Origin of the sequence: Pseudarthrobacter oxydans (genome assembly GCF_034258515.1) — a bacterium.
In the GTDB taxonomy this organism is placed as follows: domain Bacteria; phylum Actinomycetota; class Actinomycetes; order Actinomycetales; family Micrococcaceae; genus Arthrobacter.
Genome location: NZ_CP139438.1, coordinates 825,706 through 850,093, shown reverse-complemented (window position 1 = coordinate 850,093; position 24,388 = coordinate 825,706). Strand labels below are relative to the sequence as shown.

Genomic DNA, 24,388 nt, shown 5'->3' with positions numbered 1-24,388 from the left:
CGGGTAACGGCCCGCACACAGCACAATTCTCCTATGCCGCGGGCCCGGGGGCAAATGTCAGCTAGCCCCGTAGCCGCTCCACGGCTGACAGGAGTTCCGCCACGTCCGCCCGCCTGCTCCCCGCCTTCCCGGACGGCCCGCTTTCCCACATGGCGTTGAAGTACAGCCCGTCCCCCATGTACAGCACTGCCTTTGCCATGGGCGTGCCCACGTCCTGTCCGATAAGCTCCAGCCATTGCTGCTGGATGGCGGCGAAGCGGCGGCGGGCTTCCTCGTGGGCCACCTCCGCCAGCCGCGTCACGGCAACAAAGGAGCGGTCCATTGGAGTATCGGACCACAGCGACGACTTGATGAAGTATGCCGCCGCCCCCTCCGGCGCGGAGGCCATGGCGGCGAGGTCCTCCCCTGCCAGGCGGTCCAGCCGTTCAAGGGTGGCGGCGATCAGCGCTTCCTTGTTGGGGAAGTGGTACAGGAGGCCCCCCTTGGAGACGCCCGCGCGCTTGGCCACCGCGTCCAGGGTGGCAGCCCGCTCCCCCACGTCGATCAGGAGTTCTTCGAAGGCATCCAGGACGGCATCTCGCGCAACGGGTTTTCTGGCCATGGTTCCCATCATGCATGGTCACGAAGCTGTTTCTTAACTATACCGTCCAGACGGTATAGTTAAAGCATGATCATGCCCGCCGCCTCCCAACAGAGCACCATCCGCCCGGCTCCAACCGCATTGCCCGCGCCAGGCCTGCCCGGGGGCAGCTGGCGCGACTGGCTGGCGCTGGGCCTGCTGATGTTCCCGGTCCTGCTGGTAGCCGTGGACAACACGGCCCTGTCCTTCGCCCTGCCTGCCATTGCCGCCGCCCTCCGCACCTCGGGGGTAGAACTGCTGTGGATTGTGGACGCCTACCCGCTGGTGCTGGCCGGGCTGCTGGTTGCCATGGGAAGCCTGGGCGACAGGATCGGCCGGCGCCGCCTGCTGGTCATCGGCAGCATCGGCTTTGCCGCAGTCTCGGCAGCAACCGCTTTTGCCCCCAGCGCCGGATGGCTCATCGCAGGCAGGGCTTTCCTTGGCTTCTTCGGCGCCATGCTGATGCCCGCCACGCTGTCCCTGATCCGCAACATCTTCCCGGACCCCAACCGTCGGAGGTTGGCCATCGCCATCTGGGCCGCCGGATTCTCGGGCGGCGCCGCACTGGGGCCCATCCTGGGCGGTTGGCTGGTGGAACAGTTCTGGTGGGGAGCCGTACTCCTGGTGGCAGTGCCCATCATGCTGCCGCTCCTGACCCTGGGCCCGGCCTTCATCCCGGAGTCCAGGGACCCGTCACCGGGCAGGGTGGACGTGCCCAGCATCCTGCTCTCCCTGTTCACCATGGTTCCCATGGTTTACGGGATCAAGGACCTGGCCACCGAAGGCCCGGGCGCCACAGCCCTCTTAACCATGGCGCTCGGCCTGGCAATGGGCGCGGCCTTCGTACGCAGGCAGCAGCGGCTGCACAGTCCGCTGCTGGACCTGCCCCTGTTCCGGAACAGGGTGTTCAGCATGGCCATCACTGCCAATATCCTGGCCCTGTTTTCATTCAACGGCTTTATCCTCTTCCTCGCCCAGCACCTCCAGCTCATTGAGGGCATGTCCCCCTCGGCTGCCGGAATGGCCATGGTCCCGGCACTCGTGGCCACCATGGTGTCGGGCCTTGCCGTGGTGCCGGCGGTGAGGAAAGTACGGCCGGGCTTCGTGGTGGCGGCAGGACTCGCCATGAGCGCCGCCGGCTACAGCATGGTGGCTTTCGGAAGCACCGGGGGCGGGCCCGCGCTGCTCCTCGGCGCGCTGCTGGTCCTTGCACTGGGCGTGGGGACGGCGGAGACCATCTCCAACGATCTCATCCTGGGAAGCGTGCCGCCGGAAAAGTCCGGGGCGGCGGCAGCGATTTCCGAGACGGGGTACGAAATTGGCGCCGTTTTGGGAACCGCCGTGCTGGGTTCCATCCTCACGGCTTCCTACCAGCACAACCTGCGGCTTCCGGCCGGCCTGGCAGAAACCGCCCCCGCCCAAAGCACCGCGCACGCCCGAGAGACCCTCGCTGGAGCCATGGAACTGGCGGCCGGCCTGCCGGGCCCCATGGCCAGCACCCTCCGGCAGGCCGCCGGCTCGGCCTTCGAGTCAGGGGTGCACGTCACCGCAGCGATTGGGCTGGTACTGATGGCGACGGCGGCAGTCCTCGCCGCCGTCGTACTCCGGAAGGTGCCCAAGGCAGCCAACTGAAGGCCGCAAGGCGCGCCCCCGCCGGAGACAGCAAAGCGCCCGCAGCCGGAGCGTGTGGCTCCGGCTGCGGGCGCCGGGCAGGCCGCTTCGCCGCGGGTGCTGCTATTTGGAGTCCGGCGCCGTAACGCTCGCGGTGGGCTTCATGGTTTCAGCATTGACCATCCAGGCGAACTGCTCCAGCTTGGCGATGAACTCGTGCAGCAGGTCCGCGGTGGTGGGATCCTCTTCATCCACCTCATCGTGAACCTTGCGCATGGTGCCAACGGCAGCCTCAAGGGCAGCCACGATCCGCTCGATCGCATCCTTGGTGCTGATCAGGCCGTCAGGGAACTGGGCCAGGCTGGTGGACCCGGCCACGGTGGAGCTGCGGCCGTCAGGCAGGGCGTGGAGGGCCCGCATCCGCTCGGCGGTGTCGTCGGCGAACTGGCGCGCAGCGTCAACGATCTCATCCAGCTGCAGGTGGAGGTCGCGGAAGTTGGTTCCCACAATGTTCCAGTGCGCCTGCTTGCCCTGGATATGCAGTTCAATCAGGTCGGCGAGCACGGCCTGCAGGTTGTTGGTCAGTGTCGGTGAAGCTTTCATGCATCCTCCTCAATTGGTCCAGTAAGCCCGACGCTACCAGCACCATCGGGCACGGCCGAGGGCTCGCGGGGAATTTCTCAGTGAGCTTACTAAATCGCTCACAACCGAAACAAAAGAACGCCGTTCATTATTTTCCTTGCTTCCTGAGGCGCTCCCCTCCATACTAAATGAACGCCATTCATATAGTGACCGTCGTCTCAACTTCTCCAGAAAGTGGTGCCATGACCGAGACCATCCGCACCAGCACATCCGCCTACGGCTCCGGGAGGCCCTCACCGGCAGCCGCCGGCACGAGCCCCAAAGGACTGAAGGGCGGGCAGCTGGGACTCCTCGCCGTCGTCGTCCTGGGCATTTCCACCATCGCCCCCGCCTATACCTTGACCAGCGCCCTTGGCCCCACGGTCAACGAAGCCGGGCTCCAGCTGCCCGTCATCTTCCTGATCGGTTTCATCCCCATGATCCTGGTCTCCCTTGCCTACCGGGAACTCAACGCCGATTCCCCGGACAGCGGCACCACCTTCACCTGGGTCACCAAGGCCTTCGGCCCGTGGGTTGGCTGGATGGGCGGGTGGGGCCTGCTGGCGGCCAACATCATTGTGCTCTCCAACCTCGCGGGAGTCGCCGTCGACTTCTTTTACCTCTTCCTTTCCCAGCTGACGGGCTCGCCGGAGCTCGCCGACCTGGCGGCAAACAAGGCCCTGAACGTGCTGACCTGCTTTGTGTTTGTGGCCCTGGCCGTTTGGGTCAGCTACCGCGGCTTGCACACCACCAAGCTGGTCCAGTACAGCCTGGTGGGATTCCAGCTGCTTGTCCTGGGTCTCTTTGTAGGCATGGCCTTCGCCAACTGGTCCGCCTCTGACACTGCCATCCCGTTCAGCTGGGAGTGGTTCGACGTCACCAGAATCGAGACCTTCGGGCAGATCGCCGCAGGCATCTCACTGTCCATCTTTGTCTACTGGGGCTGGGACGTCTGCCTGACCGTCAATGAGGAAACCTCCAACGGCAAGAGGACGGCAGGACTGGCCGGAACCCTGACCGCCGTGATCGTCCTGGCGATCTACCTGACGGTGAGCATCGCCACCATGATGTTCGCCGGCGTAGGTGATACCGGCAACGGCCTGAACAACACCGAGATCCACGAAAACATCTTCACGGCACTGGCCTCTCCCATCATGGGTCCGTTCGCCATCCTTATGTCCATGGCAGTGCTGTCCAGCTCCGCCGCGTCCCTGCAGTCCACGTTCATGTCGCCGTCCCGCAGCCTGCTGGCCATGGGGTACTACGGCGCGCTTCCGGAGCCGTTCAGCCGGGTCAGCAGGAAGTTTGCGACGCCGGGCTTCGCCACGGTTGCCGCCGGCATCATGTCCGCGGGCTTCTACGCCGTGATGCACGTGGTCAGCGAGAATGTCCTCAATGACACCATCCTGGCGCTCGGGCTGATGATCTGCTTCTACTACGGCCTCACTGCCCTGGCCTGCGCCTGGTACTTCCGCCACAGCCTGTTCAACAGCATGCGCCATTTCCTCCTCCGCCTGGTATGCCCGGTGCTGGGCGGCGTGGGCCTGTTCGTAGTGTTCCTGCAGACCGCCGTGGACAGCTGGGCGCCGGAGTTCGGCAGCGGCTCGGAGGTGTTCGGGGTGGGCCTGGTCTTTGTCCTGGGCGTCGGCATCCTGGCGTCCGGTGCCGTCGTCATGCTCATCATGGCCAAGGTCCGCCCCGGCTTCTTCCGCGGCGAGACCCTTAAGCGGGATACCCCCGCACTGGTGGTCCCGGAGTAAGGCGCGGACGCTTCCGGAGGCTTCCGGAGGCCGTCACCGCCGGCGAAGGAAGGTGCCGTTCCCCTGGAAACCGGGGGAACGGCACCTTCGGTGCTGATTGCCTGACTGTCACCAGTAGTGCGCCACGTCAACCACCAGGCGCGACCCGGAGCCCGGCCCGTCCAGGGTGAAGACCCGGAACGGCAGGCGGGCCCGTACGCCCAGCCCGATGCTGGTGTAGCCCTCATAGCTGCCGGCAAGGACCACCTGGCGGAAAGTCTGGTAGCGGGCAACGTTTGAGAGCTCAGCCTGGTTCGGCGGGTTGTAGGTGGAGTTGTAGTCCTCGTCGTAGGCGGGCGAGTTCACCGTCACCTGCAGGCGCGCGTTCCCCCGGACGGGGATGGCAAAGCCGGACCCGTCCTGGACTATCTGTGGAACGTACCGCACGGTATAACCCGCAACGGCGCCGTTGAGGTCCACCACCATCCTGTCGAAGCAGTAGTGCTGCCCGGTCCGGACATTGGTGACGGTGGCGGTGCTCATGCTTTGGTCGGCCTTGGCCAAAGACCCCCATACGAGCCCGCAGTAGGAGGTGGAAGCGGAGGCGGGACCCGGAACCACGATTCCCAGCCCGGCCGCCAGGAGGATGGCAGCCAGCCAGGTGTAGAACTTTTTCATTTTGGAGCCACCCATGTGTGGAGCGAATGGATAGCTCAAGAGTAGGAGCGTTTACGGCGCGAAACGAGGTTTGTTGCCGCTTCGCCACGCAACCGTTAACCCGCGGCGCCCTTCATCACGCCCCTGTATAGCGAGAGCCGAAACATGGCTTCCCGCCGGCCCGTTTGGAACCCGTTCCGTGTTCTTTCGGCATTGTTCCGGCACCTTGCCGTTACCGGGATAACGACGGCGGCAGGAGACAAGAAGCGCCGGTCACCCGAAGGGGGTGGCCGGCGCCGGGCAATCCGGAAGAAGGGTCAGCCTTCGCAGTCGCGGCAGTACTTCAGGCCGTCTTTTTCCCGGGCAACCTGCGAGCGGTGGCGGACCAGGAAGCACGACGAGCAGGTGAACTCATCGGACTGCTCGGGAACAACAATGACCGTCAGTTCCTCGTTGGAAAGATCCGCACCCGGCAGGTCAATGCCCTCGGCAGTGTCGTTCTCGTCGACATCGATAACCGCTGTCTGCGCGTTGCCGCTCCGCGACGCCTGGAGGGCCTCAAGAGAGTCGGCGGGCGACTCTTCTTCCTGCTTGCGTGGAGCATCGTAATCGGTAGCCATAGCCTGTTCACTTTCGTTGCTGCGCAGCGCCATTCAGGCACCTCAGTGCAGCAGTTTAGGGCATTATCGCCCTACTGGCGCAATAGTGTGGCTAAGCAGACATTCCGCCGCTTCCACCCGCTGTTCCTGCATGCTCGGACCGGGCCTGGTCGGCGCCCAGGGACACTCCACTCAAGGCCGGAAGCCAGCCCCACCGGCTGGCGTCGGCCATGGCGCCGGCGGCATTGGACTCGGATTCGTAGGTGAACGTATCCAGCAGCCAGTCGCGGAGCCGGATGAGCAGGGTGTCCGTCATGCAATGAAACCTACGCAGCGATTGTTGTGGCCACGTTTCGCGGCGGTCTCCCCCGGATTAAATCAGCTGCCGGCCCGGTCTCCGGGCGGACTTTTCAGGCGGGCGGCGCCGTGCTGCTGCGCAGGACGAGTTCCGGCTCCACCACGAGTGTCCGGGGTCCTTCCGTGCCGTCGAACGCCGTGAACATCATCTGCATGCACCGCCGGCCCAGTTCCTCGAAGTCCTGCCGGACCACCGTCAGCGGCGGACTGAAGTAGCCGGCCTCGGGCTGGTCGTCGAAGCCCACCACGGACACGTCCTGCGGCACCTTGATGCCGGCCTCGGTCAGTGCGCGCAGGACTCCCAAGGCCATCTGGTCGTTGCCCACGAAGAGGGCAGTTGCCCGGCGGGTCGCCGCGATCCGCCGGCCGATTTCGTAGCCGCTGCCGGCGCTCCAGTCACCTTCGATGATCAGGTCCGTATCGAGTCCGGCAGAGGCAAGGGTGGACCGCCAGCCGTCGGCGCGCGCCACGGCATCGATCCAGTCCTGCGGCCCCGCGACGTGCCCGATCCGGACGTGCCCCTGCCCGATAAGGTGCCGCACGGCCAGTTCAGCCCCGCGGCGCTGGTCCACCCTGACGCCGCCAACCGTGTCGTTCCCATCGGGTCCCACGGCCACCACCGGCACTCCGATGGGAAGTTCCGCCAGCGCCGCCAGCGTCTCAAGGTGCGGAACGATCACCACGATGCCGTCCACCGACTGGTCCAGGAAGTGCCTGACGGCGTCAAGGATCGCGTCACGGCTGACCTCCCGCAACGCGGCGACGCTGACGAAATATCCCGCGTCCCTTGCAGCGCGTTCCACGCCCAGCAATGTATTGGCAGGACCGTACTGGGAGAGCTCGCTGCCCAGGACCCCGATGGTCTGCGAGCGCCGGGTGACCAGGCTCCGGGCTGCGGTGTTGCGGCGGTAGCCAAGCCGGGCTATCACCGCTTCCACTCTTTCCCGCGTCCCCGCGCTCACGTTGGGGTGGTTGTTGACCACCCGTGACACGGTCTGGTGCGAGACCCCGGCCAGCTCCGCCACGTCCTCAAGCCTCGGCAGCCGGCGAGGCTTGCCGCGCGTCACGGCGTTCTAGTCCGTGGCAGGGGCCGGGAGCTCAGCCGTGCCACGGGATCAGATCCCGCCGGCCAGCTTGTAGTAGGCGGCGTTCCAGTTGAGGTCCTTCTTGAACTGCCGGATGGAGGTGCCTTCGTCAATGGTCAGCAGTTCGGTTTTGGCGATCTCGGCGAAGTCCTCGAACACTGCCATGCCCACCTGGGTGGAGAGAACGGTATGGTGGGCGGCGCCGGCGGTGAGCCATGCCGCGGCGGAGGTTGCGAAGTCCGGCTTGGGCTCCCACAGGGCGCGGGCCACGGGCAGGTTGGGCAGCGGCTGCTCCAGGGGAACGACGTCGACGGCGTTTGCCACCAGGCGGAAACGGTCCCGCATGTCGGACAGGGCGACGACGACGCCCGGGGAGGCATCGGCGTCGAACACCAGGCGGACCGGGTCTTCCTTGCCGCCGATGCCCAGCGGGTGGATTTCCAGGCGCGGCTTCGATGCCGTGAGTGAAGGGCAGACTTCCAGCATGTGCGCGCCCAGGATCTTCTCGGACCCGGGTTCCAGGTGGTAGGTGTAGTCCTCCATGAGCGAGGCACCGCCGGGCAGGCCTGCGCCCATCACCTTCGCGGCGCGGACCAGGATGGCGGTCTTCCAGTCGCCTTCGGCGCCGAAGCCGTACCCGGCGGCCATGAGCCTCTGCACCGCGAGGCCGGGAAGTTGGCGCAGGGCGCCCAGGTCCTCGAAGGACGTGGTGAACGCGGCGGAGCCGTTGGCCTCCAGGAAGCTGCGCAGGCCGAGTTCGATCCGGGCCCCGTACCGCAGCGATTCATGCCTGGCCGCGCCTGCGCGGAGCTCCGGCACCACGTCGTAAAGGTCCTCATATTCCGCCACCAAGGCGTCGACGTCGGCCTCCGCCGCGCCGTGCACGGCCTCGGCGAGCTCGTTGACGGACCACGTGTTCACGGCGACGCCGAAGCGCAGCTCCGCCTCGGTCTTGTCGCCTTCGGTGACGGCGACGTTGCGCATGTTGTCGCCGAAGCGGGTCAGCTTCAGGGTGCGGACTGCGGCCCATCCGGCGGCGGCCCGCTGCCAGGAACCCACCTGGCGTGCCACGTCAGGGTTGGAGACGTGCCCGACGACGGTCTTCCGGGCGATGCCCAGGCGGGACTGGATGTACCCGAACTCGCGGTCTCCATGCGCGGCCTGGTTCAGGTTCATGAAGTCGAAGTCGATGTCCGCCCACGGCAGGTCCCGGTTGGCCTGGGTGTGCAGGTGCAGCAGCGGCTTGCGCAGCAGGTCCAGGCCCTGGATCCACATCTTGGCCGGGCTGAACGTGTGCATCCAGGCGGTTACACCGATCACGGAATCATCCGAGTTCGCTTCCAGGGCCGTGCGCCGGATGGCGTCCGAATCCGTGAGGACAGGCTTCCAGACAATCCTGACCGGGACGGCGGAATTGGCGTTGAGCTGGTTGGCGATCTCCTGGGACTGGGCGGCCACCTGCTTGAGGACTTCCTCCCCGTACAGGTGCTGGCTGCCGGTGAGGAACCAGACCTCGTAGCCGTCGAGGGAAGTGTTTGCTGCGGTGCTCATGGATTCTCCTGGGAAGTGATGTGGCGGCGCTGGATTACTGGCCTGTGCTTTTTATTGGCCGTAGACGTTCTGGTAGCGGGCATAGAGGGAGTCGATGGAGCCCTGGTCGATGGGCAGGGGCTCGCCCAGCTGCCTGGAAATGTGGACGGTGCGGGCCACCTCCTCACACATCACGGCGGCCTTCACGGCGGAGCGGGCGTCCTTGCCGATGGTGAAGGGACCGTGGTTCTGCATCAGGACAGCCGGTGAATTGGAGTTCTTCAGCGTCTCCACGATCCCGTGGCCGATCGAGTCGTCGCCGATCAGCGCGAACGGGCCCACCGGGATGGAGCCGCCGAACTCATCGCCCATCATGGTCAGCACGCACGGGATGGCCTCCCCCCTCGCAGCCCAGGCGGTGGCGTAGGTGGAGTGGGTGTGCACCACGCCGCCCACCTCCGGCATGTGCCGGTAGACGTAGGCGTGCGCTGCTGTGTCCGACGACGGAGACAGCGGCGGGTTGCCCCAGTCCACCGTGCCGCCGCCACCGACGTTGGTGCCCCTGACGGGCGTGCCGTGCAGGTCGGTCACGATCATCTGCTCCGGGGTCAGGTCCTGGTAGGCGACCCCGGAGGGCTTGATGACCATCAGGTCGGTGCCCGGCACCCGGGCGGAAACGTTGCCCGCGGTCCACACCACCAGTTCGTAGCGGGTCAGCTCGGCATGCAGCGCGCACACTTCTTCACGGACCCGGGCGATGGTTTCCAGGATCCCGGTTCCGGTTCCATTCCCTGCACTCATGCGGACACCTCCACGGCCGTTTCGGCGGCGGAGCCGGCACCGGGCAGGGCGGTCCGGGCAGCTTTGCGCTGGATGGCCTTGAGCCGGTGCATCACGTCGTTGCCGCCGCGGCCAAAGTAGTCGTGCAGGGCCTTGTACTCCTGGAAGAGTTCCTCGTAAGCGGCCACGTTTTCCGGGATGGGCGTGTAGACCTCACCGGGTTCGGAACCCATGGCGGCGGCAGCTTCCCGGATGTCAGCGTATTCTCCGGCGGCGACGGCGGCGTGGATGGCGGATCCCAGGGCCGGACCCTGCTCCGAGCCGATGGTGGACAGCTGAAGGCCGGTGGCGTCCGCGTAGATCTGCATCAGGAGCCTGTTCTTGAGCAGGCCGCCGGCCACGATGAATTCCCTGACCGGAACCCCGGCGTCGCGGAAGGCGTCCACGATGGTGCGGGTTCCGAAGGCCGTGGCTTCCAGCAGGGCGCGGTAGGTGTCCTCGGGCCTGGTGGCGAGGGTCTGGCCCACCACGATGCCGGACAGCTCATGGTCCACCAGCACCGAGCGGTTGCCCGAGTGCCAGTCGAGTGCGATCAGGCCGTGCTCCCCGATGGCCTGCCGCGACGCCAGTTCGGTGAGGTACTCATGGATCCCCAGCCCGCCGTCCCTGGCAGCCTGGTGGTATTCGGGCGGGACGCCGTACTTGGTGAACCAGCCGAAGATGTCCCCCACGCCGGACTGCCCGGCCTCGTAGCCCCACAGGCCCGGCACGATGCCGCCGTCCACTGCCCCGCACATTCCCGGCACTTCCCGCAGTTCGTTGCCGTTCATGACGTGGCAGGTGGAGGTGCCCATGATGGCCACCAGCTGGCCGGCTTCCACTGCCTTGGCGGCAGGGACCGTGACGTGGGCGTCAACGTTTCCCACGGCCACGGCGATGCCCTCCGGCAGCCCGGTCCAGGCTGCCGCCTCCGCCGTCAGGGTGCCGGCGGCGTCCCCCAGCCGCCCGATGGCGTGCTCCAGCTTGGAACTGACAAAGTCCTTGAAGTCCGGGTTCAGGGCGGCCAGGAAATCCGCCGAGGGATACCGCCCGTCCTGGTAGATGCCCTTGTAGCCGGCGGTGCAGGCGTTGCGGACGTAGCGGCCGCACAGCTGCCAGACGATCCAGTCGGCCGCCTCCACCCAGTGGTCCATGGCGGCGTAGGCCTCCGAATCCTCTTCCAGCAGCTGCAGGCCTTTGGCGAACTCCCACTCGGAGGAGATCAGGCCCCCGTACCGCGGAAGCCACTCTTCGCCCCGTTCGGCGGCCAGCCGGTTGATCCGGTCGGCCTGCCCTTGGGCGGCGTGGTGGCGCCAGAGCTTCACGTAGGCATGCGGCCGGTTGGCATAGCCCGGCAATTCGTTCAGGGGCGTGCCATCGGCCTTGACGGGCACCATGGTGCAGGCGGTGAAGTCGGTGGCAATACCGACGACGGCGGCCGGGTCGATCCCCGCGGCGGCCACCGCGGCGGGAACGGCTATGCGCAGGACGTCCCTGTAGTCGTTGGGCACCTGAAGCGCCCATTCCCCGGGAAGCCGTGCTCCGTCGTCGCCCGCCACGTCTTTGGGCAGGGAGCCGGTCACCACTGCATGGGGATACTCATGGACGGCGCTGCCGAGCTCCTTGCCGTCGCGGACCCGCACCACCACGGCACGGCCTGACAGGGTTCCGTAGTCCACCCCGATCACGCAGTGGTCGGGGTGGACGTCGGAGCTGGAAGTGAACAACGCAGCTGGCATGGGGTTGCCTCCATCCGGGAGGCAGAGGCCTCATTACCGGTTTTGTAGGGTCAGGGTCGAGCTAAGTGCTGCAGCAAGTGTGAACGCTAACAAAGAAGAAGTCAATGAGGTCAAAGGTTTTCGGAGTTTCCGCGAGGACACTCTTGTTAGCGTTCACAAATTCATCTATATTGACCGGTTCCGGATCACGTCCGGGACCCGGGGGTCCCTCACGTACGTTAGGCGCCCGCGGCACTTCGCCCCCTGCTGTCCCGGGCATGGCTTACGGGCATTGTTCAGGGCGCTGCCGCGACTCCGGTAGCAACATCCGCCGGCGAGCGCTGCCGACGGCTGAGCAGGATAAAGGGAGCCGCAATCAGTTGCACTGCCCCACCCACGGCCAGTGAAGCCGGGTAGCCGTAGAGGTCCGCGGTCCGGCCGAGCAGCGGCTGCACCACCACTCCCCCGGCCGAGCCCAGCAGGGAATCGAAGCTCAGCACTGTGGCACGCTGCTTCGAGGCAATCATGTCGTTCAGATATGCCTGCCGGACGGGCGTGCCGGCCGAGGACACGATTGCCCAGAGTGCCAGGAGCACCAACGCCAGCCAGAAGACGCTGGTGAACATGAGCACCACCAGGATGAGTGCACTGGCCACGTTCGTGGCTATCAGCACGCTGGTCCGCCGCCGGACCAGTTTCCGGACCCGGGGCGCCATCCATCCGCCGACGACGTCCGCTCCTGCCACCAGGGCCGCCGCCAGGCCCGCTATGGCATAGGCCCGCGGGTCTCCGAAAAGCTGAAGCAGGTAGGGCTGCAGGGCATAGAAAACGTAGATGCCCACCCCTTCGGTGAACGGGGCCGCCAGCATGATGAAGCGGACGGGCGGGTTCTTCAGTCCGTTGTCCACGGATGCCCGCAATACTGCCCGGGTGGCCTGCAGCGGATGGGCCGAACGTTCAGGCGTGAAGCCGACGTCGTGCATGAGCAGGAAGGCCACGGCGAACATGGCGGTGAGCACGCCCACCCGAACGAGGAACGGAACACCGAGGTTGCTGGCCTGGGCAATGACCCCGCCGGCCACGGAGCCCGCCAGCATGGCAACGCCGGAGACCATCTGCCCCCGGCCAAGCACCGTTTCCAGCCCGCCTTCGTAACCGGCGAAACTCAGGGCGTCCACCAGCCAGGCCTCCACTGCGCCGGAGAAGAAGGTGAAGCCCAGGCCCAGCAGGACCGAGACCACGGCCCACCACCAGAACGGGGCTGAAAACTGCCACAGCAGGTAGTACAGGAAGGTGGACCCGGCCAGCGTGAGTGTGCCCAGCAGGAAGGAAACCCGGCGGCCCCAACTGTCCGCCACTACTCCGGTCGGCACCTCGAACAGCACCATGCCGGCCGTAAAGAAGGCATTCGCGGCAAAGGTCTCCAGGTTGCTTAGGCCCGCATCCAGCAGGAAGAGCGTGTTGATGCCCCAGATGAACGAGGCCGCCAGGGTGTTTCCCAGGGTCAGCGTCAGGTAGACGCGCTGGATCTTCCTGGCTGCGTCGTTCATGGCAGGTGCGGCTACGGGGTGCTGAAGCTGGCGGGTACCGGATCATGCCGCAGGTACCGGCGGCGGAAGCGCCCGGATCCCGCGGTGAGGGCCCGCAAATCGACGGCATAGCGCAGCAGTTCCTGGTCCGGGACTTCAGCGCTGATTTCGGTCAGGCCGTCACCGGAGGAGGTGGTTCCGGTGAGCCTGCCGCGCCTGGCGGACAAGTCACTCATCACGGACCCCACGTGCTCGTCCGTCACAGTGATGACCACCGATGACACCGGCTCCAGGAGTTGGATCCGCCCTGCTGCCGCCGCCTCGCGCAGGGCCAGCGCCCCGGCGGCCTGGAATGCGGCATCGGAGGAATCCACGCTGTGCGCTTTGCCTCCCGTGAGCGTCACCCGCAGGTCCACCACCGGGAAGCCCGCGCTGACCCCCTTTTCCATCTGGGCACGGACGCCCTTCTCCACGGACGGGATGAACGTCCCCGGGATCACGCCGCCCACCGTCCTGTCCACGAATTCGAAGCCCCCGCCGCGTGGCAGGGGTTCCACGTCAATATCGCAGACAGCATATTGCCCGTGGCCGCCGGACTGCTTGACGTGCCGCCCATGGCCGGCGGCGGGGGCCGAGAAAGTTTCACGCAAGGGCGTCACCACGTCCACCGTATGCAGCTTCACGCCCTGGTCCCGCAACCTGTCCAGCACCACCTCGGCGTGGGCCTCCCCCATGCACCAAAGGACGAGCTGATGCGTTTCCTGGTTCCGTTCCACCCGCAAGGTGGGATCGCCGGCCGCGATCTTCCCCAGGCTGCGCGCCAGGGCGTCTTCGTCACTGCGCGAATCAGCCTCCACGGCCACGGGCAGCAGCGGCTCGGGCATCTCCCAGGTGGCCAGCAGCAGCGGCCGGTCCCGGCCGGAGATGGTGTCTCCGGTTTCGGCGCTTCCCAGTTTCGCCACCGCGCAAATGTCCCCCGCCACGCAGTGCGGGACAGGCCGCAGCGAGGCACCGAGCGGGGAGTAGAGGTGCGTAACGCGTTCGTCCGTGTCGTGGTCCTGGTGGCCGCGGTCGGCCAGGCCCTGGCCGGTAACGTGCACCGGAGCATCCTCCCGGAGCGTGCCGGAGAAAACCCGGACCAGGCAGATCCGGCCCAGGAACGGGTCGATGGAGGTGCGGACCACCTCTGCCGCCAACTGGCCCTCCGGATCGCAGGACAAGGGCCCGGCGGGCGCGCCCGCCAGGTCCGTCACCTCGGGCACCCGGCCGTCCGACGGAGGCGGGAAGGCCCGGACCAGGACCTCCACCAGTTCCGCGGTCCCCAGTCCGCTGACGGCCGACGTGGACAGGACGGGGAAAAAGGACCCGCGCTCGACGGCGGTTTCCAGGTCAGCGACAAGGACGTCGGTTTCGATGTCCTCGCCTGCCAGGTAGCGGTCCATCAGGGTTTCGTCTTCGCTCTCGCCGATGATCCCCTCGATGAGGTCCCCCCTGGCGGCACCGACGGCCGCAAGTTCGTCGGGGGTCGCTTCGCGCATCGTTGCGGACAGCTCCCCGGATGAGTAATCGCTGACCGTCCCGGACAGCAGGCCGAGCAGGCCGGTGACCTCAGCGCCCGTCCGGACCGGAACGTACAGCGGCAGGACGCCCTCGCCGAAGGACTTCCGGCAGGCGGCCAGGACGCCGTCGTAATCTGCCCGCGGGTGGTCCATGCGGGTGATGGCGACGGCACGGGGCAGGCGCATGTGCTCGCATTCATCCCACAGCGCGGTGGTGGTGGCGTCGATTCCGTCGACCGCGGACACCACGAACAGGGCGGCATCCGCGGCGCGGAGTCCTGCACGGAGTTCGCCGATGAAATCCGGGTAACCCGGGGTGTCCAGGAGGTTCACTTTGATGCCGTCAACCAGCAGCGGCACCAGCGACAGGGTCACTGAGCGCTGCTGGTGGACCGCGGCGGGGTCGGAATCGCTGACGGTGGTCCCGTCCGGAATGGATCCCTTGCGGGTGATCATGCCGTTGGCAGCGAGCAGCGCCTCGATCAGCATGGTCTTCCCGGCACCTGAATGGCCTACAAGCGCCACGTTCCGGATTTTGGCGGGCTCCTCTGCTGCGATTCCGGCGGAGGCATCGGCACGTCGGGACTCGGGTCCGTTCCTTCCGGCCGCTGTCCTGGCTGAGTCCTTGGTGCCTCTGACCGACATGGGAACCTCCTGGCGCCTTCGCCATCCAACCGGGCTGAACATGTCCTCTGATTCGACACCCTGCAGGGGCTGTACGGCAAGGGCAGGCAGAAGGGAAATTACGAGCCGCGGGCCTTCCGCGTAGCCGCATCGTTGGCCTTCTGGATGGCTTTGACCAGTTCGTCCTTGTCCATCTTCGAACGGCCGTCGATGTGCAGCTCCTGCGCGAGCTTATAGAGATGTTCCTTCGAGGCGTTCGCGTTCACGCCGCCCGCGGTGGGCTCGGAGGACCGCACGCCCCCTTCGGCCCGTTTGTCCGAGGGGCCGCGTTTTTCCTTCGGCTCCCAGTGGTCGCCCACCTTCTCGTAGCTGTGCTTGAGCGAGGCGTAGGCTGCCCGGGCGGCCCTTTGCTCGTCATTGTCGTAGCTCTCAAGGGCTGAATCGTAGGTTTTGGCGAACGTGTCCTGGGCCTTCCGCCCGGAGCGCTGCAGGGTCGAGGGCAGCTCATCCTTGCGGGCGTGGCCGTTCTTTCCGGTCTTGGGCATGGCACCCACACTCCTTTTATCAGCAGGCTGATGTTCGGGATAGAACCAGCTTAGCCGTCCGGAGAGGAGAGGGTAGTGGAGCCCCCTGTCGGATTCGAACCGACGACCCCCGCTTTACAAGAGCGGTGCTCTGGCCAACTGAGCTAAGGAGGCGTGCCCCTGCGGGCTGGCGCCTGAACGGCGCTAGATAAGGTTAGCCCAAGTGGCGCCGGTGGTAAAAACGCCCGCGCCAAGGCCCCATACCGGCCTTAAAGACGGCGGCCCGTTCCGGGAAGAATCCGGAACGGGCCGCCGATGTGCCGTTGGGCTCTTAGGCCTTGGCGTCGATGGCCGCCTGGATCTCGGCGTTCAGGTCCGAGGCGCCGTCCCACTTCTTGCCGTCGATGAAGATGGTGGGCGTCCCCGAGATGCCGGAGTTTGCGGCAAGGTCGGTGGAGTACTTGACGTAGGGACGGAAAGTCTTGTCGTCCACGCAGCTGTTGATGTCTGCGCCAACGTCGCTGGCCAGGGACTTCAACTTGTCATCAGACAGGCCGGCTCCGCCCTCGGCGGGCTGGTTGTCGAAGAGGATATTGATGTAATCCGCGTACTTCCCGGGGGCCTTGTCTGCAACGCACGCGGCGGCGTTCGCGGAACGTGAGGAGTAGTTGGTGCTGGACTGGCGGTCCAGGAAGCCCAGCGGCCGGTACTCCATAGTGATCTTGCCTTCATTGCGAAGGCTGGTCAGGGCCTCGTTGTATGTTTCCTCGAACCGGAGGCAAACGGGGCAGATGAAGTCGATGTATGCAATGACCTTGACCGGCTGTCCCGCTTCGGCCTCGGCCCCCGGCGCCACCACGGGGTTGGGCTGTGTTTCAGGCTTGGCCGGAAGATTGGCCATGTCCACCGTGGCCGGGTCCGTCTTCTTCACTTCGGAGTTGGCCAGCAGGGTCACGCCGCCGTTGACGTTGGCGTTGGCCGGCACCGGACCCTGGTCGGCGATGGGGGTGTTCTGCCTGATGCTGGTGGTCACCACCAGCGCAACGACAGCCAGGATGGCGACGACGGCGGCCACGATGCCCCAGCCGATGAGCAGCTTGTTGCGCTTGTCCTTCTTCAGCTGCGCTTCACGGATCTGGCGCGCCTTTTCCCGCGCCTCCGCGGTGCGCTCAGCCTTGGACTTACGTACTTCGTTTGCGGGGCTCATGTGTTCCTTGGGTCGGTTGACGTGGGGGGACCACTTCGTGGCAACTCCTACATTTTAGGGGAGAAAGCTGGGAGCTTGCGCTTTCAACTAACCGCCGGGTTGACCAACGGACGAATAGCACGGAAGATTCCGTCCCGTTAGGGTGGGCTGAGAGGCACAAGCAACCCCAGGGGGCCGCAATGCAAACACCCGTCCAGGAAAAACCTTCCGCAACATCTACGTCCGGCACCGCCGGCTCCGCCCACGGCGGAGCCACGAAGTACGACTTCATGGTGGTGTCGAACAGGCTGCCGGTGGACCGTTGCGCACCCGGGGAAAGCGGGGATGACGGCTCCGGCTGGCGCCGGTCCCCCGGCGGGCTGGTGACTGCGCTGGCCCCCATGATGACCAAGACTGACGGCGCGTGGGTAGGGTGGCACGGCGCCCCCGACGAGACAGTCAAACCCTTTAGCCACGGCGGCATGGACCTGGTCCCCGTCCAGCTCAGCACCGACGAAGTGGAGCTCTATTACGAGGGGTTCTCGAACGCCACCCTCTGGCCGCTGTACCACGACGTCATCGCCCCGCCGGAGTTCCACCGTACGTGGTGGGACGCCTACCGCAAGGTCAACAGGAGGTTCGCCGACGCCGTCGTGCGCCACGCCGATCACGGCGCCACGGTGTGGGTACAGGACTACCAGCTCCAGCTGGTGCCGCGCCTGCTGCGCGAAGCGCGGCCGGACCTCCGGATCGGGTTCTTCAACCACATCCCGTTCCCGCCGCCGGAGATCTTTGCGCAGCTGCCGTGGCGCCAGGCCATCATTGACGGGCTCCTCGGTGCCGACCTGGTGGGCTTCCAGCGGCCCAGCGATGCCGGAAACTTCATGCGCTCCGCACGCCGCTTCCTCGGCGCCAGCGTTAAGCAGCAGCAGGTCCATGTGAAGGGCCAGGACGGCGCCGTTACGCACATTGCCCGGGCGCAGGCATTCCCCATCTCCATTGACGTCCGGCAGATCACCGAACTGGCCTCCAACCCGGACATCATTGAGCGGGCCCGCCAGATCCGGCAGGACCTCGGGAACCCCAAGACGATCCTGCTCGGCGTCGACCGCCTGGACTACACCAAGGGCATCCGGCACCGGCTGAAGGCCTTTGAGGAGCTCCTGGCGGACGGCAAGCTTTCCGTTGGCGACGCCACCCTGATCCAGGTGGCCAGCCCCAGCCGCGAGCGCGTTGAGCAGTACCGCCTCCTGCGCGAGGAGGTGGAGGGCACGGTGGGCCATATCAACGGCACGTACGACACCATCGAGAACACCGCCGTACGCTACCTGCACCACAGCTATCCGGTGGAGGAGATGGTGGCGCTGTACCTTGCTGCCGACGTCATGCTGGTGACGGCTCTTCGGGACGGCATGAACCTTGTGGCCAAGGAATACGTGACGGCGCGCACCAACAACGACGGTGCCCTGGTCCTCAGTGAGTTCGCCGGTGCAGCCGACCAGCTCAAGCAGGCACTGCTGATTAATCCGCATGACATTGACGGCCTCAAAGGCGCCATCATGCGTGCCGTGAACCTGGAACAGCGGGACGCGTCCCGGCGGATGCGGGCCATGCGCAAGCAGATCCTCGAGCACGACGTGGACCACTGGTCCGCCGACTTCCTGCGCGCGCTCAACGAAAAGGTGGTCCGCGATGACTCATGACGCCCGCCACGCCAAGGACCGGCTTTCGCTGTCCCCCGAGCTCCGGGAAGCCATCCGGCGGATCGCCGGGACCGAGCACCTGCTCGTGGCCATGGATTTCGACGGCACGATGGCGCCCATCGTCGGCCGCGCCGACGACGCCCGGCCGCTGCCGCGCTCGGCGGCCGCCTTCGCCGGCCTCGCCGTGCTTCCACGGACGACGACGGCACTCATCTCCGGCCGCGCCCTCGCCAGCCTGCGCGCCGTCGCCTCCCCTCCGGTGGACACGCTCCTCATCGGCAGCCATGGCGCCGAGGCATGGCTGGGTCCGGGATCCGCCGGGCTCACGCTCGATGAAGGGCAAAAGGCCCTCCTGGCCGAGGTGCGCACCGTCCTGGAGGACATCGTCAGGGAAGCTCCCGGCACCACGCTTGAGGACAAGCCCGCAGGGGTGGTCCTCCATACCCGCCTCGCCGCCGATGATGTCGCCGAAGACGCCGTGGCTGCTGCCCGCTCCCTGCTGCAGGACCGGAAGGGGGTGTTCCTCAAGGACGGCAAGCGGGTCCTTGAGACCTCGGTGGTCAACGCGTCCAAAGGCGAGGGCGTCACCTTCCTGCGGCAGATCACCGGAGCTACCGGTGTCCTGTTCGCCGGCGATGACACCACGGACGAAGACGCCCTGGCGCGCCTGGAGCCGGGGGACGTAGGCGTCAAGGTGGGCCTTGACTTCACCCAGGCCGAACACCGCGTTGAGGCTCCGGTCCATATTGCCGAACTGCTGGAGGTGCTGCTCCAGGAGCGGAGCATCGCCGTGGCAGAGGAGGACCCCGCAGCCGCGCAGGGGTAGTGCAGCCCGGCCCGGGCATGCGCAAGCTCACATGTGATGACCGTAACATTTGCAACCATTGTTGAAACATCTGACATACTCTTGCATGTGATGTGGCGCACAAGAACCGTGCGGCGTCACTCGGCGCTCCTCGGCCTCGACCCGGGAGCGTCAGCAGCACAAAACTGAACAAACATGAACCATTCACAACGGATCGTCCGGCACGTACCTGCCGGTGAAGGGATTGATAACTGTGGCTACAGTTACTTTTGATAACGCTACGCGTCTGTACCCGGGCACAGATAAGCCCGCCGTCGATAAGCTCAACATCGACATCGCCGATGGCGAATTCCTGGTCCTCGTTGGACCCTCCGGTTGCGGCAAGTCCACCTCCCTGCGCATGCTCGCAGGCCTTGAGGACGTCAACGCCGGCCGGATCCTGATCGGTGACCGCGACGTCACCGATGTTCCCCCGAAGGACCGCGACATCGCGATGGTTTTCCAGAACTACGCGCTGTACCCGCACATGACTGTGGCTGACAACATGGGCTTCGCCCTGAAGATCGCAGGTGTTTCCAAGGAAGAGCGCGCCGAGCGCGTCCGCGAAGCCGCCAAGCTCCTTGACCTTGAGCAGTACCTGGACCGCAAGCCGAAGGCACTCTCCGGCGGCCAGCGCCAGCGCGTCGCCATGGGCCGCGCCATCGTGCGTAACCCCCAGGTGTTCCTCATGGATGAGCCGCTGTCCAACCTTGACGCCAAGCTCCGCGTGCAGACCCGTACGCAGATCGCATCCCTGACCCGCCGCCTCGGCGTCACCACCGTCTACGTGACGCACGACCAGGTCGAGGCCATGACCATGGGCGACCGCGTTGCCGTGCTGAAGGATGGCCTGCTGCAGCAGGTTGACACGCCGCGCAACCTGTACGACCGTCCCAAGAACGTCTTCGTTGCCGGCTTCATCGGTTCCCCCGCCATGAACCTGCTGGAACTCCCCGTGGTGGACGGCGGCGTGCAGTTCGGCGGCACCGTTTACCCCGTGCCGCGCGACGTCCTCGAGGAAGCACACGGCTCCACCGTTACCCTTGGAAGCCGGCCGGAAGACCTTGAGACCGCGCCGCAGGGTGAAGGCCTGAAGGTTGAGGTCGACGTCGTCGAAGAGCTCGGCGCCGACGCCTACGTTTACGGCCACACCACGCTTGACGGCAAGGACCACGACATCGTGGCACGCGTCGACGGCCGCCGCCCCCCGATGAAGGGCGAGGTCATCTACGTCCGTCCGCAGTCGGGCCACGTGCACCTGTTCGACACCAAGACCGGCCTGCGCCTCGGCGACTGATTCCCAGCAAAAGCCAAACCGACGGCGGCCCGCACCTTTACGCAATGGTGCGGGCCGCCGTCGGCCTTTAACTGCGGCCCAGGAGAATTTAGCGGGCCGCCCGATGTACGGAAGAATTGAGCCATGACCGAGGAATACAGCGCCCAGTGGCACGACGAACCCACCGACTACGGGCAGATCGGGAAGCTGCCGCGGTTTGTGGCCGCCAGTGCTGACGACGGCAAGGCAGCCTCGGTCTCCAGCTCGCTGAACATCACGGCGGCGGCCGCGGACCCCGAGCTCCTGGACCTGCCGTGGCACATTGCCCTGGAAGACTGGCCCGCAGAGAACCTGGCCGCACTGCCGCGCGGCATCTCCCGCCACATCGTGCGCTTCGCCCATCTTGGCGGCTCCGTCATCGCCATCAAGGAGACGTCGGAGCACGTGGCCCGGCACGAGTACCACATGCTCCGCAAGCTGGCCCGGCTGGATGTCCCCTGCGTGGAGCCGGTGGCCGTGATTACCGGCCGCACCACCCTGGACGGGCGTCCGCTGAACCCGGTGCTGGTCACCCGGCACCTGAAGTTCTCCATGCCGTACCGCGCCCTGTTCTCCCAAATGCTCCGCAAGGACACGCTGACGCGCCTTATCGACGCCCAGGCGCTGCTGCTGGTGCGCCTCCACCTCATCGGCTTCTACTGGGGCGACGTGTCCCTTTCCAATACGCTGTTCAGGCGCGACGCCGGGGCGTTTGCCGCCTACCTGGTGGACGCGGAGACCGGCGAGCTGTACCCGGACCTGTCCACGGGCCAGCGTGAATATGACCTCGAGATCGCACGGGTGAACATTGCGGGCGAGCTGATGGACCTGCTCGACGGCGGGCTGATCGAGGAAAAGGTGGACCCGGTGGCCACCAGCGAGCTGATCATGGACAGCTACCGCCGCCTGTGGCAGGAGCTTACTGAAAAGGAGTCCTTCGAACTGGGTGAGCGCTGGCGGGTCAGCGCCCGGATCCGCCGGCTCAACGAACTCGGCTTCGATGTCGAGGAATACGCCATCAAGACCACCCAGAACGGCACCACCATCCAGCTGCAGCCCAAGGTGGTGGACGCGGGGCACCACCAGCGGCGGTTGCTGAGGCTTACGGGCATCGACGCCCAGGAGAACCAGGCCCGCCGCCTCCTCAATGACATGGATTCGTTCCGCGCAGACAACAACCCGGGCATGGACGAGGAATACAGCGCCCACCTCTGGGTCAGCCAGATCTTCGAGCCGATCGTCAGGTCCATTCCGCGGGACCTTTCCGGCAAGCTCGAACCCGCTGAAGTGGTGCACGAAGTCCTGGAACACCGCTGGTACATGTCCGAAAAGCAGGAACGGCACATCCCGCTGGCGGAGGCCGTGCAGTCCTACATCGACTCAATCCTGCGGCACCGCCGGGACGAGGCCGCCATCATGCTGAACCCGGATACGGAGCTGTTGAAGATCCTCGAAGTGGAGACCGAGGAGTCGCGCTACGGCGAAGACGAGTCAATCGACGAGTACCCCGACTCGGACGACTGAACCGCACGCCAAACGCTAGATAGCCTTCCCGGGGTTGAGGATGCCCGCAGGATCAAACAGTTCCTTGATCCTGCGCTGGAGTTCCCGGACCGGCTCCGCCTGCTCCTGGCCCAGCCAACGCAATTTGTACTGGCCAACTCCGTGCTCGCCCGTAATCGTCCCGCCCATTTCGAGCGCGGCTGTGATGGACTCGTCCAGGACCCGTTGCAGCCGTTCCATGGCGCCGGCGTCCACACTGTTGCCCGTGCGGTCGATCCAGAAGGTGGGGTGCAGGTTTCCGTCGCCGGCATGGGCCACCACCTTGAGGTGTACGGCGTGGTCCACGGCCATCGCTTCCAGGGCGGCAACGTAATCCACCAGCCGGGAACGGGGCACGGCGACGTCCTCGCCCACGCGGTATTCGTCGTCGACCTCCACTCCCCTGCTGTGCCGGCGAAGCTCCACCAACCGCTCCGCCTCGGCGCTGGCCTCGGTGGTGACAGCTGCGCCCCCGGCCCGGAGGACGTCCCGCACTACCTGGGCCTCCGCGGCTGCACCGAACCCGTCTGTCTGGATCAGGAGCAGTGACCGGCCCCGGGCGGTGAGGTCAGAGCCGTGGATGTCATCGAGTTGGGCCAGCGTACCGCCATCCAGCAATTCCATGATGGCGGGCTGCACCCGTGCTTTGCCGACGGCCAGGACACCCGCGGCAGCCTGCCGGAAGTCCGGGTAGAACGCCGCGACCGTGTGAACCTCCTGCGGCAGGTACTTCAAGCGGACCGTGACCCCGACGACGATGCCGAGCGTGCCCTCGGACCCCACGAACAGGCTGGTGAGGTCGTACCCGGCCACGCCCTTGAACGTCTGGTGGCCGGTATGGATGAGCGACCCATCAGCCAGCACCACGTCGAGCGCGAGGACCGAGTCCCTGGTGACCCCGTATTTCGCACACCGCAGCCCGCCGGCGTTCGTGGCAACGTTCCCGCCGATGGTGGAGCTGCGGAAGCTGGCTGGATCCGGCGCGTACATCAGCCCATGCATGGCGGCAGCCTCATTGAGGGCTGCGTTCACCACGCCGGGCTCCACCGCTGCCGTTTCGTCATCCGGACTGAGGGCGAGGATGCGGTCCATGCGCTCCAAGGAAAGAATGATGCAGTTCTCCGTGGCATGGGCCCCGCCGGAGACTCCCGTCCCCGCGCCGCGGGCCACGAGGGCAACACTGCTGCCTGCGCAGGCGCGGACGACGGCCTGGACGTCTGCCACGGATTCCGGGAAGACCACGGCCAACGGCAGCTGAAAGTCGATGATGGGGGCCTGGTCCACGGCGTACCTGCGGAGCGCGGCCTCGCCCACCTCTATCTGCCCGGGCGCAAGGATGGCTTCCAGCTCGTCCACTATGCTTCCCACGAAGCCTCCGTCCCTCGTAGCGCGTGTTCCCCCAGTCTAGGCCGGGCTGGGACGGGGGCCTGACCCTATGCGCCCGGGGTGCCTGCAGCACCCATGAAACGAGCGTACCGCGCAAGGATCCCCGGCCAGTCGCTGGCATACTTCGCCCTGGTGGCGGCTGGATCTTCGGCACCTTCCCACCCCTCATGGAAGACCCGGACCTCGGTGCCGTCCGCGACGGCACGGAAGGCGACGAGGAGTTCAGTGGACCACAGCGCGGTGGTGCCGGGATGCCACGTGGCATGGAATGACAATGGCGGCTGCCAGTCATCAAGGGTTCCCCAAATGGTGGTCCGGCCGTCGTCGGCTGTCTCCAGGATGAGGTTCTCCTCGAATTCCACGTAGGAGCCTGCACCGTAGACGCCGTGCGATTCCAGGGGCCACCACAGGTGCGTGTGGTCCGTAAAGCCCGCGAAGGCATGGCCAACGCTTCCCGGAACTATCACCGTGTTCACCACGGGGCCCAGTGCCTCGGGGGCCGATTCGTCGTCGTTCCCGGTGGGTTCCTGCGCGTGGCTGAAGAGGCTGTCCATGGTGCCCAACTTTACCGTCTGCGTGGCCTCCCACGCCGCGGCCCTTGGCTGCGGGTAGCCGGCGAGCTGGTGGTTGTAACCCGGGGGTTAAATGCAGCAGGGCCCTGACGTTGTTGTCAGGGCCCTGCTTGAATGTATGTCCGGCGGTGACCTACTCTCCCACACCCTCCCGGGTGCAGTACCATCGGCGCTGTGGGTCTTAGCTTCCGGGTTCGGAATGGGACCGGGCGTTTCCCCCACGCTATGACCGCCGTAACCTTGTTACCC

At 66.2% G+C, this 24,388-nt stretch carries 21 protein-coding genes, 1 tRNA gene, 1 rRNA gene and 1 pseudogene; 6 read left to right on the top strand and 18 right to left on the bottom strand.

Annotated elements, in window-relative coordinates:
• Positions 1-61: 61 nt before the first annotated feature.
• A complete protein-coding gene (locus SMD14_RS03945) occupies positions 62-601 on the bottom strand; it encodes a helix-turn-helix domain-containing protein (RefSeq protein ID WP_321215388.1) in 540 nt (179 codons plus the stop codon).
• Between the two features lie 72 nt (positions 602-673).
• On the opposite strand from SMD14_RS03945, the gene SMD14_RS03940 reads away from it, so the two are divergent.
• The gene (locus SMD14_RS03940) at positions 674-2,251 is read left to right on the top strand and encodes an MFS transporter (RefSeq protein ID WP_409339717.1); all 1,578 of its coding nucleotides are present in this window, start codon (positions 674-676) and stop codon (positions 2,249-2,251) included.
• Positions 2,252-2,353: 102 nt separating this feature from the next.
• On the opposite strand, the gene SMD14_RS03935 is transcribed toward SMD14_RS03940, so the two are convergent.
• A complete protein-coding gene (locus tag SMD14_RS03935; RefSeq protein WP_157239065.1) occupies positions 2,354-2,833 on the bottom strand; it encodes a Dps family protein in 480 nt (159 codons plus the stop codon).
• Between the two features lie 221 nt (positions 2,834-3,054).
• Here SMD14_RS03935 and SMD14_RS03930 point away from each other — a divergent pair, with 221 nt between their 5' ends.
• The gene (locus SMD14_RS03930) at positions 3,055-4,611 is read left to right on the top strand and encodes an APC family permease (RefSeq protein ID WP_321215386.1); all 1,557 of its coding nucleotides are present in this window, start codon (positions 3,055-3,057) and stop codon (positions 4,609-4,611) included.
• A 108-nt stretch (positions 4,612-4,719) separates the two neighbouring features.
• Here the strand turns inward: SMD14_RS03930 and SMD14_RS03925 are convergent, their stop codons facing one another.
• The 13 genes and pseudogenes from SMD14_RS03925 to SMD14_RS03870 form a co-directional block, all read right to left on the bottom strand.
• Positions 4,720-5,268 (bottom strand): hypothetical protein, encoded by a 549-nt coding sequence (locus SMD14_RS03925; RefSeq protein ID WP_321215385.1) that lies wholly within the window; start codon positions 5,266-5,268, stop codon positions 4,720-4,722.
• Positions 5,269-5,564: 296 nt separating this feature from the next.
• Entirely contained in the window at positions 5,565-5,867 is a 303-nt protein-coding gene (locus SMD14_RS03920) for a DUF4193 domain-containing protein (protein ID WP_018762118.1), read from the bottom strand.
• 91 nt (positions 5,868-5,958) lie between these two features.
• Positions 5,959-6,162 carry a hypothetical protein gene (locus SMD14_RS03915; RefSeq protein ID WP_157239070.1) on the bottom strand — a complete coding sequence of 68 codons (204 nt, stop codon included), beginning with the start codon at positions 6,160-6,162 and terminating at the stop codon, positions 5,959-5,961.
• A gap of 94 nt (positions 6,163-6,256) precedes the next feature.
• The gene (locus SMD14_RS03910; RefSeq protein ID WP_321215384.1) at positions 6,257-7,270 is read right to left on the bottom strand and encodes a LacI family DNA-binding transcriptional regulator; all 1,014 of its coding nucleotides are present in this window, start codon (positions 7,268-7,270) and stop codon (positions 6,257-6,259) included.
• A pseudogene (locus SMD14_RS20255) lies at positions 7,267-7,329 on the bottom strand (hypothetical protein); the annotation flags it as partial. The pseudogene SMD14_RS20255 and the gene SMD14_RS03910, both read right to left, overlap by 4 nt.
• Entirely contained in the window at positions 7,319-8,839 is a 1,521-nt protein-coding gene (gene araA / locus SMD14_RS03905) for an L-arabinose isomerase (RefSeq protein WP_321215383.1), read from the bottom strand. The pseudogene SMD14_RS20255 and the gene araA, both read right to left, overlap by 11 nt.
• Before the next feature lie 51 nt (positions 8,840-8,890).
• Entirely contained in the window at positions 8,891-9,619 is a 729-nt protein-coding gene (locus SMD14_RS03900; protein WP_157239074.1) for an L-ribulose-5-phosphate 4-epimerase, read from the bottom strand.
• The gene (gene araB / locus SMD14_RS03895) at positions 9,616-11,376 is read right to left on the bottom strand and encodes a ribulokinase (RefSeq protein ID WP_321215382.1); all 1,761 of its coding nucleotides are present in this window, start codon (positions 11,374-11,376) and stop codon (positions 9,616-9,618) included. The genes SMD14_RS03900 and araB overlap by 4 nt, the downstream gene beginning before the upstream one ends.
• 275 nt (positions 11,377-11,651) lie before the next feature.
• On the bottom strand, positions 11,652-12,905 hold the full coding sequence (locus tag SMD14_RS03890) for an MFS transporter (RefSeq protein WP_321215381.1): 1,254 nt from the start codon (positions 12,903-12,905) through the stop codon (positions 11,652-11,654).
• A gap of 11 nt (positions 12,906-12,916) precedes the next feature.
• On the bottom strand, positions 12,917-15,088 hold the full coding sequence (locus tag SMD14_RS03885; protein WP_321215380.1) for an elongation factor G-like protein EF-G2: 2,172 nt from the start codon (positions 15,086-15,088) through the stop codon (positions 12,917-12,919).
• A gap of 98 nt (positions 15,089-15,186) precedes the next feature.
• On the bottom strand, positions 15,187-15,612 hold the full coding sequence (locus tag SMD14_RS03880; RefSeq protein ID WP_157239087.1) for a ChaB family protein: 426 nt from the start codon (positions 15,610-15,612) through the stop codon (positions 15,187-15,189).
• A gap of 76 nt (positions 15,613-15,688) precedes the next feature.
• Positions 15,689-15,765: transfer RNA gene (locus tag SMD14_RS03875), tRNA-Thr, on the bottom strand.
• A 157-nt stretch (positions 15,766-15,922) separates the two neighbouring features.
• Positions 15,923-16,798: a thioredoxin domain-containing protein gene (locus SMD14_RS03870; protein WP_157239089.1), complete on the bottom strand. Its 876-nt coding sequence runs from the start codon at positions 16,796-16,798 to the stop codon at positions 15,923-15,925.
• A 179-nt stretch (positions 16,799-16,977) separates the two neighbouring features.
• On the opposite strand from SMD14_RS03870, the gene SMD14_RS03865 reads away from it, so the two are divergent.
• From SMD14_RS03865 to SMD14_RS03850, 4 genes are all read left to right on the top strand, one after another.
• Complete coding sequence (locus tag SMD14_RS03865; RefSeq protein WP_157239090.1) at positions 16,978-18,480, top strand: trehalose-6-phosphate synthase; 1,503 nt, start codon at positions 16,978-16,980, stop codon at positions 18,478-18,480.
• Entirely contained in the window at positions 18,470-19,306 is an 837-nt protein-coding gene (otsB, locus tag SMD14_RS03860) for a trehalose-phosphatase (RefSeq protein ID WP_321215379.1), read from the top strand. Before SMD14_RS03865 ends, otsB begins: the two co-directional genes overlap by 11 nt.
• Positions 19,307-19,538: 232 nt before the next feature.
• Positions 19,539-20,621: an ABC transporter ATP-binding protein gene (locus SMD14_RS03855; protein ID WP_018762103.1), complete on the top strand. Its 1,083-nt coding sequence runs from the start codon at positions 19,539-19,541 to the stop codon at positions 20,619-20,621.
• A 123-nt stretch (positions 20,622-20,744) separates the two neighbouring features.
• Positions 20,745-22,163 carry a DUF4032 domain-containing protein gene (locus SMD14_RS03850; protein ID WP_157239094.1) on the top strand — a complete coding sequence of 473 codons (1,419 nt, stop codon included), beginning with the start codon at positions 20,745-20,747 and terminating at the stop codon, positions 22,161-22,163.
• Between the two features lie 15 nt (positions 22,164-22,178).
• On the opposite strand, the gene SMD14_RS03845 is transcribed toward SMD14_RS03850, so the two are convergent.
• The 3 genes from SMD14_RS03845 to rrf all read right to left on the bottom strand — a co-directional run bounded on the left by SMD14_RS03845 (position 22,179) and on the right by rrf (position 24,376).
• On the bottom strand, positions 22,179-23,549 hold the full coding sequence (locus tag SMD14_RS03845; RefSeq protein ID WP_321215378.1) for an FAD-linked oxidase C-terminal domain-containing protein: 1,371 nt from the start codon (positions 23,547-23,549) through the stop codon (positions 22,179-22,181).
• Between the two features lie 65 nt (positions 23,550-23,614).
• Positions 23,615-24,121 carry a hypothetical protein gene (locus tag SMD14_RS03840; RefSeq protein ID WP_157239097.1) on the bottom strand — a complete coding sequence of 169 codons (507 nt, stop codon included), beginning with the start codon at positions 24,119-24,121 and terminating at the stop codon, positions 23,615-23,617.
• A 138-nt stretch (positions 24,122-24,259) separates the two neighbouring features.
• Positions 24,260-24,376 (bottom strand): 5S ribosomal RNA (gene rrf, locus SMD14_RS03835).
• Positions 24,377-24,388 lie beyond the last annotated feature (12 nt).

Excerpts from the sequence above, each read along its gene's own strand:
- SMD14_RS03945 (WP_321215388.1), bottom strand. The coding sequence starts at position 601 with ATGGCCAGAAAACCCGTTGCGCGAGATGCCGTCCTGGATGCCTTCGAA.
- SMD14_RS03940 (WP_409339717.1), top strand. The coding sequence starts at position 674 with ATGCCCGCCGCCTCCCAACAGAGCACCATCCGCCCGGCTCCAACCGCA.
- SMD14_RS03935 (WP_157239065.1), bottom strand. The coding sequence starts at position 2,833 with ATGAAAGCTTCACCGACACTGACCAACAACCTGCAGGCCGTGCTCGCC.
- SMD14_RS03930 (WP_321215386.1), top strand. The coding sequence starts at position 3,055 with ATGACCGAGACCATCCGCACCAGCACATCCGCCTACGGCTCCGGGAGG.
- SMD14_RS03925 (WP_321215385.1), bottom strand. The coding sequence starts at position 5,268 with ATGAAAAAGTTCTACACCTGGCTGGCTGCCATCCTCCTGGCGGCCGGG.
- SMD14_RS03920 (WP_018762118.1), bottom strand. The coding sequence starts at position 5,867 with ATGGCTACCGATTACGATGCTCCACGCAAGCAGGAAGAAGAGTCGCCC.
- SMD14_RS03915 (WP_157239070.1), bottom strand. The coding sequence starts at position 6,162 with ATGACGGACACCCTGCTCATCCGGCTCCGCGACTGGCTGCTGGATACG.
- araA (WP_321215383.1), bottom strand. The coding sequence starts at position 8,839 with ATGAGCACCGCAGCAAACACTTCCCTCGACGGCTACGAGGTCTGGTTC.
- SMD14_RS03900 (WP_157239074.1), bottom strand. The coding sequence starts at position 9,619 with ATGAGTGCAGGGAATGGAACCGGAACCGGGATCCTGGAAACCATCGCC.
- araB (WP_321215382.1), bottom strand. The coding sequence starts at position 11,376 with ATGCCAGCTGCGTTGTTCACTTCCAGCTCCGACGTCCACCCCGACCAC.
- SMD14_RS03890 (WP_321215381.1), bottom strand. The coding sequence starts at position 12,905 with ATGAACGACGCAGCCAGGAAGATCCAGCGCGTCTACCTGACGCTGACC.
- SMD14_RS03885 (WP_321215380.1), bottom strand. The coding sequence starts at position 15,088 with ATGTCGGTCAGAGGCACCAAGGACTCAGCCAGGACAGCGGCCGGAAGG.
- SMD14_RS03880 (WP_157239087.1), bottom strand. The coding sequence starts at position 15,612 with ATGCCCAAGACCGGAAAGAACGGCCACGCCCGCAAGGATGAGCTGCCC.
- SMD14_RS03870 (WP_157239089.1), bottom strand. The coding sequence starts at position 16,798 with ATGAGCCCCGCAAACGAAGTACGTAAGTCCAAGGCTGAGCGCACCGCG.
- SMD14_RS03865 (WP_157239090.1), top strand. The coding sequence starts at position 16,978 with ATGCAAACACCCGTCCAGGAAAAACCTTCCGCAACATCTACGTCCGGC.
- otsB (WP_321215379.1), top strand. The coding sequence starts at position 18,470 with ATGACTCATGACGCCCGCCACGCCAAGGACCGGCTTTCGCTGTCCCCC.
- SMD14_RS03850 (WP_157239094.1), top strand. The coding sequence starts at position 20,745 with ATGACCGAGGAATACAGCGCCCAGTGGCACGACGAACCCACCGACTAC.
- SMD14_RS03840 (WP_157239097.1), bottom strand. The coding sequence starts at position 24,121 with ATGGACAGCCTCTTCAGCCACGCGCAGGAACCCACCGGGAACGACGAC.